The 12,760-nt window shown below is 59.4% G+C and carries 10 protein-coding genes and 3 pseudogenes; 7 read left to right on the top strand and 6 right to left on the bottom strand.

Annotated elements, in window-relative coordinates; genetic code table 11:
* A pseudogene (locus NKJ40_RS25945) lies at window positions 1-153 on the top strand (integrase); the annotation flags it as partial.
* Window positions 154-394: 241 nt separating this feature from the next.
* On the opposite strand, the gene NKJ40_RS25940 reads toward NKJ40_RS25945, so the two are convergent.
* Window positions 395-2,002 carry a tannase/feruloyl esterase family alpha/beta hydrolase gene (locus tag NKJ40_RS25940; RefSeq protein WP_352468514.1) on the bottom strand — a complete coding sequence of 536 codons (1,608 nt, stop codon included), beginning with the start codon at window positions 2,000-2,002 and terminating at the stop codon, window positions 395-397.
* A gap of 245 nt (window positions 2,003-2,247) precedes the next feature.
* Here NKJ40_RS25940 and NKJ40_RS25935 point away from each other — a divergent pair.
* Window positions 2,248-2,566: pseudogene (locus NKJ40_RS25935) on the top strand (integrase); the annotation flags it as partial.
* Between the two features lie 2 nt (window positions 2,567-2,568).
* Here NKJ40_RS25935 and NKJ40_RS25930 read toward each other — a convergent pair.
* From NKJ40_RS25930 to nadE, 4 genes and pseudogenes are all read right to left on the bottom strand, one after another.
* Window positions 2,569-2,826: an aminopeptidase gene (locus NKJ40_RS25930; RefSeq protein ID WP_352453904.1), complete on the bottom strand. Its 258-nt coding sequence runs from the start codon at window positions 2,824-2,826 to the stop codon at window positions 2,569-2,571.
* Between the two features lie 56 nt (window positions 2,827-2,882).
* Window positions 2,883-3,035: an aminopeptidase gene (locus NKJ40_RS25925; protein ID WP_352453905.1), complete on the bottom strand. Its 153-nt coding sequence runs from the start codon at window positions 3,033-3,035 to the stop codon at window positions 2,883-2,885.
* Between the two features lie 452 nt (window positions 3,036-3,487).
* A complete protein-coding gene (locus NKJ40_RS25920; RefSeq protein ID WP_352468512.1) occupies window positions 3,488-4,570 on the bottom strand; it encodes a sensor histidine kinase in 1,083 nt (360 codons plus the stop codon).
* A 404-nt stretch (window positions 4,571-4,974) separates the two neighbouring features.
* Window positions 4,975-5,306: pseudogene (gene nadE, locus NKJ40_RS25915) on the bottom strand (NAD(+) synthase); the annotation flags it as partial.
* A gap of 1,013 nt (window positions 5,307-6,319) precedes the next feature.
* Between nadE and NKJ40_RS25910 the strand changes: the two are divergent.
* Window positions 6,320-8,386, top strand: coding sequence for a carbamoyltransferase family protein (locus NKJ40_RS25910; protein WP_352468511.1), 2,067 nt, complete (start codon window positions 6,320-6,322; stop codon window positions 8,384-8,386).
* Between the two features lie 85 nt (window positions 8,387-8,471).
* Here the strand turns inward: NKJ40_RS25910 and NKJ40_RS25905 are convergent, their stop codons facing one another.
* Window positions 8,472-8,648, bottom strand: a complete 177-nt coding sequence (locus tag NKJ40_RS25905; RefSeq protein WP_352457364.1) for a hypothetical protein — start codon at window positions 8,646-8,648, stop codon at window positions 8,472-8,474.
* A 320-nt stretch (window positions 8,649-8,968) separates the two neighbouring features.
* Here NKJ40_RS25905 and NKJ40_RS25900 point away from each other — a divergent pair, with 320 nt between their 5' ends.
* The 4 genes from NKJ40_RS25900 (at window position 8,969) to NKJ40_RS25885 (ending at window position 12,112) form a co-directional block, all read left to right on the top strand.
* The gene (locus NKJ40_RS25900) at window positions 8,969-10,153 is read left to right on the top strand and encodes a glycosyltransferase family 9 protein (RefSeq protein WP_352453586.1); all 1,185 of its coding nucleotides are present in this window, start codon (window positions 8,969-8,971) and stop codon (window positions 10,151-10,153) included.
* 539 nt (window positions 10,154-10,692) lie between these two features.
* Window positions 10,693-10,977, top strand: coding sequence for a type II toxin-antitoxin system TacA family antitoxin (locus NKJ40_RS25895; protein ID WP_352468510.1), 285 nt, complete (start codon window positions 10,693-10,695; stop codon window positions 10,975-10,977).
* Window positions 10,978-11,487 (top strand): GNAT family N-acetyltransferase, encoded by a 510-nt coding sequence (locus tag NKJ40_RS25890; protein WP_352453588.1) that lies wholly within the window; start codon window positions 10,978-10,980, stop codon window positions 11,485-11,487.
* Window positions 11,488-11,677: 190 nt separating this feature from the next.
* Window positions 11,678-12,112, top strand: coding sequence for a hypothetical protein (locus tag NKJ40_RS25885; protein WP_352468509.1), 435 nt, complete (start codon window positions 11,678-11,680; stop codon window positions 12,110-12,112).
* The last annotated feature ends 648 nt before the right edge of the window (window positions 12,113-12,760 follow it).

Raw genomic sequence — 12,760 nt, 5'->3', positions numbered from 1 at the left:
CACTCACTGCGCGCCGGCCTCGCCTCGTCGGCCGAGGTCGACGAACGCTATGTGCAAAAACAGCTCGGCCATGCCTCCGCGGAGATGACGCGAAATTATCAGCGCCGGCGCGATCGTTTCCGCGTAAATCTCACCAAGGCGTCCGGGCTCTGATGCCCCCGTTTTGTCCGCTGGGATGAGGCGGTCAGATCCCAGGCGATAACAATACCTCATCGAGCACAGCGAGCGCTGTATCCAGACTATCGGCGGCCGACGCTTCGTAGTCAGGCATGATCATCAACTGCGTTATGGCACGGCCCACAAATTCCGGGTTTAGCTTTTCCAACCGATCCTTGGTCCGGGAGACCTGTTCCGGGAATGCGCGCAGATTGAAGCGAACAAATGACGAGGTCTCTTATCCCCGACACGAATAGCTCGCGATCTCATCGGGATTTCCTTTACCGCCATAGGCAGCTTGAGTGGGATAAGCGCAGATCGGCTGGTGCTTGCCGGGGAATGCCTTGCTGCCAGCCGCGAGAGAATCCGGAGCCTTGTCTTGGTTTATCCAGCCCTCGATGGCGGCCAAAGGATCAAAGTCGTCGAAGGCTTGGCCATCGCCGCAGTGGGTCATCCCCGGGATTATGAACATGCGCACGAAACGGCGAGTCGCTTCCAAATCGCCGCCGCTTGTGACCTCGACGACTTGCTTGTACCAGCGCACCAGATCGTTGGGTGAGAAGACCGGATCGGAAAGTCCCTGAAACAAGAGCAGCTTTCCACCGTGGGCACCGAAGCTGGCGAGATACGTGCCGGTCGCATCATTGAGCTTGGCCGTATCCGCAACGCGTGCCGGATCCTTGTCGAAGTCGAACTTCAGGGGGTCAAAATTCGGCGCCGGGGGCGTCATGAAGTAGTATTGAAGCGAGCGGGCTCCCAGAACGATGTTATTTGCATCCGACTGGGAAGTGGGGGAATTGCCCAGCTTCCACATTCTCCAGTCCGCGCCCGCAACGCCCGTATCATATGGCCAATCGCTGTAAAGCTTTTCGCCATCGGAGCTTTCCGGACCCGCGAACGCGCGGCTCATGGCCTGCACTTGACCAGCCGTGAGGCAGCTGTCCGTCTTATCGCCTTGGCAGGACAGGACCTTTGGGTCGAACCGGCACTGCTGCCAGGCGTTGATGACGCCATCCTCAATGCCATCGCGAGCATCACAGGCAGCGAGAACCGCCTTGGCGACGATGTTCAGATCCTGCTGGGAGAAGGCGCGGGATAGAATGGGATGGCCGGCCTCATCCTTGGGAGCGATGCTCATGTACTGGCGAGTATCCCAGGCTTCGGCAATGTTGGCGGCACTGAGACGAAAACCCGGGCTACCTGCAACAATGCCGTCGAACTCGAGCGGATATCGCTGAGCCGCTATCAACGCCTCACGACCGCCATTCGAGCATCCCATGAACACCGACTTTTTCGGAGCCGCCCCATAGAACTTTGCAATCACCTGCTTCGAGACCGAAGTGACTTTGCCAATGGAGGCGTACGCAAAATCAATGCGTGCGGCTTGATCGACCCCGAAAGCCGGATCGGGGCTTGGGTGCCCGCCATCCATGCTTACAACAGCGTAGCCGCGCAAGAGCCCGGGAGCCGCGGTCGAGTTCCGGCAAGGAATGGTCCCGACGGCCGGCGCCAGGAAGCCGTCAACTGCGCCGCCGCCCTGGAAAAGGAACATGTCGTTCCAGGTCGTCGGAAGACGCACCTCAAACCGGGTGCCATATGATTGACCATCGACCCCCTGGCGTTTCCCGATAACACCTCGGACAAGGCAGTGCCCGCCCACTTTTACCGCCTGAGGCGAGGCGCCGGTGAATGCAGTGAAGGGATCTGCGGGGATCTCCTGCGGCTTTTGAAGGCTAGCCTCGGTAAAGATCACGCTTGGAATTTTGAGCTTGGCGATGGACCGGCACGCCTGATCCGACGCGTTTGCCGCCAGTGCAGGCGCACATACAAATATGATCGCCAACATCAGTGCCAGCGTGCACCCGCGGTCCCGCAGCTTGAGCCCGTTAGCCAAGAACATACCCATCCTCCCTGGATGCGCCCGATAGCCCGAAAGCTGATCGCATTGGTAGCTAGTTGTGAGCTTTCAGTAGCTTGTCCATCCGGTCCGAACCGGGAAAGCTGAGATTGTCGAAGCTTCAGTGACTCCAGGGGGACCGGATGAACATCCATAAGAATACCGGTCTGACGCCGCTCGGTCGAGAGCGGATTTTTTGCGCCTGGGCGCGCCGGCAGCACCTCGGAGGTGTTGCCGCCTGATCCGCAGACCGTCGGCCTCTACATCACGGCCTGTGCATCCAGAAAGGTTACAGGAGACAAGAAACCAAACTCTGTGGCGACGATCGAGCGCCGTCTCTCCTCCCTGGCGTGGAATTATACGCAGCGTGGCGAGCCGCTCGATCGAAAGGACCGCCATATCGCCACCGTGCCCGCCGGCATCCGTAACAGCCACGCAAAACCGTCTGTGCAGAATGAGGCCATACTTCCCGAAGACCTGATCGCCATGCTGGAGACGGTGCTCCGCAAGACCCATCAGGTCGCCCCAGGCCAGAGCAACCGGCTCGTCCCCGGGGAGGACGAAACGGTCGACCACTCCGCTTGTTCGACTTGTGTTCGGGCGACTATCCCGGCTTCTATGCATCGCGCTTCGGCGCGGCGAGCTTTGTCCAACGCGCCAAGCCTTTGAACCGAATCGCTGTAGACGGAAGTCGCGGCGAGCTTCGCGTTGTTGATCGGAGCATCGAACCAGGCGTCGTATCCGCGGTATCCACCCCATCGTCTGTCGCGCAATCTGTTGGCGAGCGCGTCCTCAGCCGTTCGATCGCGGCCGTCTTTGCCGCAAACTATTATATGGCGGCCGCCGATGCCATTCGGGCGCGCAATATCTCAGGGGTTGAAGGATCGTCGATCAGTTTTCCGATGTCTTGGCGGGCCGCGATGATCTGCACATGACCCTGCAAAGATTGCGCGTAGTAGGAAATACTGGTGCAACTGGTCACCCCAGGCGTCAGGATAATCGTAGAACCAATCGAACGAATGCACGCATCGCGGTTTGCCTATAGCACTGCTCTCCTGTCCCGATAGCGCAAATTCGCGGTTACCTCCGGCCACGAACAGTCGGACCAATTTTATTTGTAGGTTAGACCTTCGTCCTCGGCAAGATTGGCCAAGCGATGACTCGCTGCTGAATTGCCGGCCCGCGCGTGATGAGCGCGAAGGCGTCAGGTGCCCCCGCCGTCAAGACTCAAGCCGCAACGTAATCAGGCGGGAGTGCCTTCCGCTAGGTGGGGATGGACTGGCCGCCGAAGTCAGAAGCAGCAAGCCTGGAGCATAATGGAAGACCTCGACCATGTGAAGCAGGCCGTGAAGGGCGACCTAGCCTATTTGCAGCCACCTGCTCAAAGCCGCGACATGAAGCCAGCCGCCAGCCTGCTAGTTCGACAGCAACCGTTCAGCTTGCTGCCGCCGACCGCTTGAAAACGATGGTCACCTTCGTCCCTTTGTTGGCGCTGGACTCGACGGCTAGCTGCGCCTTGGCGTTCTCGGTCAGCGATCGCGCGATCAGCGCTCCGAGCTTGCCTGGTTTGGGCCACACCTCGCCTTCCGGCAGGCCGATTCCGTCGTCCGCCACTATAACCCGGCAGCCGTCGCCATCGACGACGCTGTGCAGTGTTATCGTGCCGCCATCGCGGCCCCGGAACGCATGCTTTAGTGAATTGGTCAGCAATTCGTTTACGACCAGCCCGGCCGGCATGGCGACGTTTATTGACACGGGATATGTATCCACCTTCATATCCAGCCGGATCCCCTCGACTGCATGCGAGCTCATCACCGCGGACGCGATCTGGCTGAGATAGACGCCAAGATCGACCTCCTCCTTCGGCTCGTCGGCCGTTAGCGTCTGGTAGAGGATCGCCAGAGCGTCGACGCGACCGGCGAGCCGCTCAAACCGTCTCCGGTCGGCCTCGGTCGCGTTGCGGCTTTCCAGCCGGATCAGCGCGGTGATCATCTGCAGGTTGTTCTTCACCCGGTGCTGCAGTTCGCGCAGCAGCGTGTCTTTCTCGCTGACACGCTCCTCGGCCGAGCGCTGATCTCCCGCCTCGCCGTGAGCCGATACGTCGACCAGGGCCACCAGTCGGAAGCAAACCTTGCCGTTGTCGTCTTCGATCACGTTGGAATAAACGTCGACGATCGCGGGTTTGTCCTCGCGGCGCTCCAGCCTGAAGGTGCCGACCAAATCGGTTCCCTCGACCACCGCCTCGGCTAGCGGCCTGTCCTTTTGCTGATGGAGGCCCGTGCCTAAAAGGGCCGCCCAGTTTTCTTGGGTGAGCCTGGCGGCCATCAGGCCTGAGAGTTTCTCGAATTCCGGATTGGCGTAGACCACGCGCTCTTCACCGGCAAGGTCCGAAACGGCTATGGCGATCGGCACCTGGTCGAGGAATTTCTTGAACTGTTCGCTTTCCAGTGCGGTTGCAAGGTCAGGTGTATCAAGTAACTGCTCGACCGCCTCAGCCTTCTCTGAATCCGATGTCATTTGCGCGCCTGTTCTGTGCGGATGATATCAACAATGCGGCGAGCCCGCCATCGCCAAAACTGGAGCTGCATCTCACGTTTCGCATCACGCATCTGACAACCAGCTCTGCATCGCGTAACGGCCGCACGTCCAGCATTGCGACCGGCCGAAGGAGAGCGGCAAGGATCGGCTAGAATCCAGGTGCCTGGAATGTCGAAGCGACCGGTCAAGTGGGTACGCTGCGGAAGATCGATAGAGCAGGCATTCAGGGAGAATGAGTTCGCGTGCCGGCCTCGGCGATACGTGCCGACACTGTCAACCTCATGACCGCATGCGGGCTGAAAGAGCAGCGCTTCGCTCCAGCGGTAATTCAGGCCGCTAGCTGCCTAACTGCGGCAAGCCCATCGATCGTGTATGTTGAGACGCTATTGCCGATGCCTAAATATCGAACCCGTCATGGCAATCGTTGTGACGGGAAGCGCTCGCTTATGGGCTGTGCCGGAATGCGCATGAAGTATACGCCTGTGCGCCGCTTCGTTGATCTCTTCGCCTTCGAGGAAGTCGTCAATCTCATCGTATGTGAGACCGGGACGAGGTTCTCCAGGTCGGCGGTCGGGATCTTTTCAACAAGATCAGACGGAGCGCCCAGATACACTGCCAAGGCGCGAACTCTGCGCTTGTTCAGCCCGGAAAGAGGAAGAATGTCTGCGGCACCATCGCCGAACTTGGTCAAGAAGCCCATCAAGGCCTCGGCTGCTTCGAAGCGACTTCTGAAAAAGAAGTGTGGGTTTGCTCTCATACCCTTTGCTGAAAAATGTTGTCATAGAGCGCATGGAATGCCACGCGCTTCGAATCGGAGTAGCCATCCGGGAAGCCTGAAGCCCCTTTGAAGCGCATGTCCGGCAGCTATTCATAGCGTGGATGACTTTGATCGAAACAAACGATTTCATAACTCTTCGGAAATCTTGCATGGACAAAAGCACGTCCGCACCGGTCACCCATCCAAAGGAGAAAATCTTCCATGCGCCCTGACGTGCAGTGGAGGTCGTGCCGAGAAGTGAGTTGCAACTGGCCGATCATGTCGGCGGTTCGACGCTAGTCGTCCCCAATGTTCCTGAGCTGCGAAGTCTTGCAGGCGAGCCAGCTGCCCAGCGCGATTCTGCTTGTGGCGGGCTTTTTGCCGCAGGCAGTCCGCTCGTTTGGGCAGCGGATTGGAGACCCGGCCGGCAGCGCTACCATACAACATCAGCGCACTTTACATCTACGCGGTATTGCCGGGCTTCCAGTCGGTGCCATGTTTGGCCGACGAATGACGCGATGCGGCCTCCTGCACAAGCGAAGGCGTTATCGGATGTGCGACCGGGAAGCAGGCGGACAGTGCAGCACATGTCAGTCGCCTATGCGACGGTCTTTCGGGGAATGAAATCGGGCCAGTTCACGGCGCGGCATTATTCGTCAACAGCCGCCCCTTCGCAAGGATATAGGCAGCCCGCGTCACAAGTTCGTGCTGCAGATGAAAACGGCATCGCCGGCATGCAAGTCAGCAGCCGCTCAAGATTCGATGATCCAGCCAAGCTCTCGGCGTCATGGAATGGCAGGCGCCACGATCGAAGCATCTCATGTTGATTCAGGCGGACCCTTATGAGGCGTTCTTTGATGCCGGTGATGCCTGACAGGCGGTTGCAGCTGCAAGCGACAACGCGGCCTATTTAGTTGGAAACGGTCTGAGGCAGGCCAATTTGGCTTGCCCGTCACTATGTGGAGAAAGAAATGCTGTGTCTAGGAATTAGCGGCGGACTTGACCAAGTCCATGAAAACCGATTCGAGCTTCGGAACGCCTTTATGCACGATGGCGCCGCGGTGCTCGTCCGAGACGGACGGGTGATAGCAGCCGTCGAAGAGGAACGCCTCAATCGGATGAAACACTCCAACAAGCTCCCAATTCGTTCGATTCAATACTGTCTGTCAGCGGCGGGGGTTCAGCTCAACGACATTGATCGTGTCGCGCTCTACGCCAGCGAGCCCTATGCCAACGCCATGCTTGAAGGTATGTCCGCATCCCACCCGGACATTCTCTCCATTCCGTTGGATGCTAAAACGTTGGTGCAGGATCTGTTAACGCGTGAGTTCGGCACTAAGTTGGACAGTTCGCGTATTTCATTCGTAAGTCATCATCAGGCGCACGCCGTGAGCGCCTTTGCAATGTCGGGCTTCGAACAAAGTCTCATTCTAGCGATTGATGGCTCTGGTGATTTCCTATCGGGCCTCTTGGCGGTAGGGTCTGGCACAGAAATTACGCAACTCGAGGCTTTCCCCGAGAACAATTCTCTTGGGCTGTTTTATCTCGAGACGATCCGCTATCTCGGCTACGGCTTGTTCGACGAGTATAAGGTAATGGGACTCGCGCCCTACGGCGACCCCGCTCCCTATCGCGAGCTCTTCGAGCAGTTCTACGAGCTCTCCGCCAACGGCGGTGGCTACCGTGTTCACCTCGACCGCATCGGTCCGGCGTTGCTCCGCAATATCGAGGTCAGGCGAAAGGGAATGCCCTTCACCCAGCAGCATCGAGATGTGAGTGCGTCACTGCAGGAAGCGCTTGAGCGGATCGTGTTCCACATTCTCCGGCATCACCGTGAGGCCACCGGCATGAAGCGGTTGTGCCTGGCGGGGGGGGTGGCCCACAACTGCACGATGAACGGTAAGCTGCTGTATTCAGGGCTTTTCGAAGACATTTTCGTGCAACCCGCGTCTCACGACGCTGGCTGCGCATTGGGAGCTGCGCTGATAGTCTCTAACGAGATGGGCCGCCCCGCGCCGTGTGAGCGACTGCAGGGGGTCTATTGGGGTCCTGATCTCGGGAGCGAGCGCGCCGTGCAACAGGAACTGAATGCATGGGCCGGACATCTCGAGGTTGAACGCTCTGATGACGTGGCAAGCAGTGCAGCCGACTGGATCGCCAACGGCGCCGTGATCGGCTGGGTGCAGGGTCGTTCGGAGTTTGGGCCACGTGCGCTGGGCAACCGCAGCATTCTTGCCGACCCTCGGCCCGCCGCAAACAAGGACCGGATCAATGCGATGGTCAAGAAGCGCGAAGGCTATCGGCCCTTCGCGCCATCTGTGCTGGAGGAGGATGCGAGCGAATTTTTCGACCTCCCGGACGGTAGGCACGAATTTCCATTCATGAATTTCGTCGTTCGCGTGCGTGACTCAAAGCGCGCCTTGCTCGGTGCCATCACGCACGTCGACGGTACCGCTCGCCTGCAAACAGTATCGCGCAACGCCAATCCCGCGTACTGGGAGGTCATCAATGCGTTCAAGAAGCGCACAGGCACTCCAATTCTGCTCAATACGTCCTTTAACAACAATGCCGAACCGATCGTGGATTCGGTTGCAGACGCGATTGCCACCTTTCTGACGACAGAGCTGGATGGACTTGTGGTCGGGCCCTTCCTGGTAAAAAAGCGGGCTGCAACAATGCAGGATTGGACTACGCTTGCGGTTTCGTTGCCGCCCTATGTGTCCCTCCATCAAACCCGCGCTTACAAAGCGCCAGATCGTCGGGAGACTCACTGCGAGATCAGCACGACCCACTTCAGCAGTGACAGTGTACGAATTTCACACGACTTGTTTAATCTGCTGATGCGGATTGAGGGCGAAGCCGTGTTGGGAGATCTCCTCAATACAATTGCGCCGGATCAGGCTAAGCGTGAAGCTCTGATGGAGGGCCTGCGACGGCTGTGGGAGCAGCGCCTCGTTCGATTGCATCCCTCACAAGCTGCTCGCATGGATCAAGACTGCGATCAAACGCTGGACCAGCATAACAGGCTCTCAGCGTGATAGAGGTGCCGCTATCCAAGCTCGGCGAATAATGGTGTTCATCGATGCCGCCTGCCACCTCACCGCTGGCAGGCAGTCGACTTCATCACAGGGTTGATTCGTCCACTTCACCTTGGACGACCGGACGCGCAGAAAAAAGCGGCTGCGGCGGGTCCTTGCTAGCGACCGTGATGCGGGACCACAGCGACAGGGCGTGCCCGAGACGGTCAATGCGGCCGGCGGTGTCGTCGCCGGCGGCGACGGTCGCATTCAGGATCAGCATCGACCAAAGAGCGAGGCCACTGCCGTTATGCTCCGAGATCTGGGGACGGCGGCTTGGCGATCACCGTCTACTCGGCGTTGCCGAACTCACTGCATGCGAGACCGTGACGAAGCCCTTCACATTGCGGGTCGGGACATAGCTGGCTTTCTTGGCGCGCTACCATCGCTAGAGATGCAGACTTCGCCCAACAGCTCCTGCTGGAGCGCGGCTTGGATCTGATGGCAGAATTCTTGCGGAGACGCGGACAAAGTGGGGAGCACTCCAACCTACACACGCGTCACTGGGCTATCAGTGTTGACCGTATAATTTTCGGAATGGCAATGGCATATTTTACAAAGCACGACGGCAATCAAATTATATACCGCAGCTGGGAAGAGCCGGAACAGTCAAGCGCAAGGATGAGAATTTTGGTCCTCAAGCTTGATCATGTCGGCGACTTTTGGATGTCTCTAGGGCCTCTAAAGGACCTTCGTCAGCGTTTTGCGCATGCCCACATTACGCTGGTGGTGGGAAGCTGGAACATCGCTACTGCAAAACAGTTCGACCTCGCCGACGATCACGTTGCTTTTGACTTTTTTCCTCGCAACCCAAAAGTCAAAACGCGCAAAGAAGCCGCGGACATAAGGCCGCTGCTGACCGGCGAGTTTGATCTTGCCATTGATATGCGTGTTCCGGAAGAAACAAGGCCGATCTTGCTTGAAGTTCCCGCCAGGCACCGTGCGGCGATAGTTGATCCGTACAGCATGCATCAGATCGATATTGCGATAGCGCCATTCAATCTGAAACTGCGCAGAACCATTTTCTACAAGCTGGTCCAAAAAATAGGGCTTGCTAACAAAATCCCCCGTAGATGGCTTGATTGGTTCATTGACCGTAAGCAGGTGCGTCTCCAGCATGTGTCAGAAATCCTCCTCTTTCTGGTCGCAAAGGCAGCTGCCTATTTCGAAAGCGGAGCGGGTCACCCACAGAATTCGACTACAGGCAATGCCCCGATTGTCGTGGCTCCGTTCTCCAATTCCAGCCTGCGAGATTGGCCGATTGAAAGTTTTGGCAAAGTTGTCGCTGCTCTTTCGACCCGTGGTGAGGTGGTCCTCGTTGGCCGTGGCGAATGCCTGGAAGCGCTTGAGGAGGTTGCGAAGATAGCTAGGGAACGTGGGGCCGCGAACATTCGGACGGCTGTCGACTTGTCAGAATTGGAATTCAATTGTCTCGTGAATTCGGCCGCGCTCGTCGTTTCGAACAATTCAGGCACCGGCCATGTCGCTGCCCAGCTTGGCCGCCCTACTATCGGCATTTTCACGGCGTCACATCTACCGGAGATTTGGGGGTTTCGAGGTCCCTTGGTCAGCATGCTTATGAGTGTTATTGAATGTCGCGGATGTGGTCTGGACCAAGTGCGGCATTGTCCGGTCAAAGTCCGATGCAAGTTCGACATCACGCCGGATCTCGTGATTGCCGAGGTAAACGCCTTGATGAATCATTGTAAGGGTACGGCACAAGCTTAGTGGCTCGCGGTCACCACAACCGCGATTGCCCAGCCCTTGTCGCTGATTCAATCGCTACAATCATCTAAAGGCCGAAATTCAGAATCGAATCGACTTGTTCGAAGGACCGCAGTGGCGATGTCACATTGGCCGACAGGTGGCATAGAGCGGCGCCTGAGAATGAAAGTGCCGCCGCCCAGCCTTCATAGCCGTTCCTCCTTTGTGGCGTGACGGCCCGAAAGTCGCCATCGCGTCAGATGTTCATCAGGTTCGGGATAGCCGGGGCTCGTCCGGCGACAGTCATGGCAGCGACTTCGCTTCTGGACCCGCTCATCCGGCCGCCAAAAACAAATGCACTTCCTAAAGCCGTAATTGATCCGCCGGAGCTGACCAAAGCCACCTTGCTCTGGATTGCGGCAATGGCGACTGGGGCGAGAAGCCGAGAAGAACCGATCCGGCGAGAAATCCTAAGACCATCCGCCACGAAACGTCGCCAGGGAACGTAGTATTGCGTTCCGCGTTACACTAACGTATATACGTTCGCAGCACAGGAGCGCGCCATGGCCACCACACCCACCAGGAAGGAAGCACCCGTCTCGATGCGGTTTCGCGACGATGATCTCACCATCATCGACCGCGGCGCGGAGCTGCTCGGCCTGTCGCGCACGGAGTTCATGCGGCGCGCCGCGCTGCACGAGGCGCAGGCGGCCATCCTCAACGAAACCGTCATCCGCGTGTCCCCGGAAGCCTATGACGCCTTCATGCAGGCGATCTCAGCCCCGGCCGCTGCGCCCCCGACGAAGGCGGCCGAGCGGCTGCGTCGGTCCCCGCCCTGGGACAGCTAGGTGGCGCTTTCAGGCATCGAACTCCTCGACCACGCACACCGCCTCGACAGCTTCGATTGCGGCAAGCCGGCGCTCAATGCTTGGCTGGCCGGCTTCGCGCGAACGAACCAGGCCCGCGGGTTTACCCGCGTCCTGGTCGTTCACGACGAGGGAACAGTCGTCGGGTATTACGGCCTCGCGCCGGGCGTGATCCAGCCAAATAGCGCACCGCGCGCCATCCGCACCGGACGCCCGCCCGATCCGATCCCCTGCCTGCTGATCGGACAACTCGCCGTCGACCACCGCTATGCCGGACAAGGCGTCGGTAGCGGCTTGGTCAAGGACGCGCTGTATCGCTGCGTCGCCGGCGCCGACATCGTCGGCGGCCGCGCGGTGGTGGTGCGGGCGATCGACGCCGAGGCAGAGCGCTACTGGCAGAGCTGGGGCTTCATTCCCGCGCGGGACAATCCGTCGGTGCTCATGCGCTCGATCCAGGACGTGAGCCTCTGGCTGGCCGACAAAGGCCACTAGCTCCGCGCGCGTAGCGCCTCCGGAAGCGGCAGGTCTGCGCGCCGGCCTGCCGCCGACCGGGCTCTAGTTGCGGCGTCCCGCCGCTCCCCGAGCCGGCTTCGCCGTCTCGGCGTTCGGGTGACCCCTCACGCAGGGCCAGAGGGAGACGGCGGTCAGAGCGAGGGAGCCCTGGAGAGAAGGGAAAGTCATGATGTCGATGATATTCATAGGGGGTTCACGCGAGATATTTGAGCTGCCGGAACCTGCCATCGCTCGGATCCGCCCAATCGTTGTTGCCGTGCACGGCGTGCTGATTGGCGACGCGTCTGGAGCCGATGCCGAGGCGCAGGGCCTGCTCGCGGGCTACGGCTACAAACATGTCGGGGTCTTCCATGCGGCCAAGGAACCCCGCAATGATCTGGGCGACTGGGCTGCCTACCGGGTCCCGTCTCCTGAAGGCGCTAGAGGATACTGGATCTACGCCGCCAAAGACCGGGAGATGGCGCGCGCCGATTTTGGGATGATAGTCTGGGACGGCGCATCACCCGGCACGGCCGTCAACGTGCTTCGGCTCGCCATGGAGAACAAGCCGAGGTCATCTACGATCTGGCCAGGGGCAGCATGGCGACTACGCACCATGTCGTAGACTGGTGCGCCATTGCTCCGCGATGCCGGTCCAGACATTCGGCGCGCCAAGCCGAAGCCCGCATGACGCCAGGCGAGCGCCTGGCGTTGCCGGGATGATGTACGCGCGGTCCCGGCGGGTCCAACGCGATAGGCTTGATCCGGCCCCGCGCCCCCAACTCCACTTGTATGAACGGCCGGGGCCGGCCCTTTTCGAAACCGGCTCACCGCCGCGTGGCGTTGTGCAGGATGATTGTCTTGACCCGTCTCGCATCTGAAGCGGGTGCAAGCCTGCCGCACATGCCGCTGCTTGGTCATCCAACCTGGCTGCGAGGCATCGCTACCGTGGGGCGTGGCGTTCGCTGCCAGTCGGCTCCGATCTCCAAACCGCTGTGCCGCCATACCGAACACGCAAGGCGGTTTAACCGCCAGGCTGCTGTTCAAGGTATTAACGACGCAGGCGGCATGACCGGAGAGGCTGGCGGGGTAAGCAGCTTCCATCGATCCGGCGGCATTGCGGATGTGGCTGGCGATGGCGGCCTGAGTTCTTGTCCATCTGCCGCATAGCGGGTGGTCAGATGCTGGTCGCGTTTCCGGCGAGCCGAAGCATTTGTCTCTCAAGGTCACCCGTTGGAAATCCAGCACCAGCGGCTTGTCGGGACAAGATAGT

It is taken from the genome of Mesorhizobium sp. M0119, from assembly GCF_040322615.1.
Lineage (GTDB): Bacteria > Pseudomonadota > Alphaproteobacteria > Rhizobiales > Rhizobiaceae > Mesorhizobium.
The sequence above is the reverse complement of the archived record's forward strand: the minus strand, read 5'-3'. Positions and strand labels throughout refer to the sequence as shown.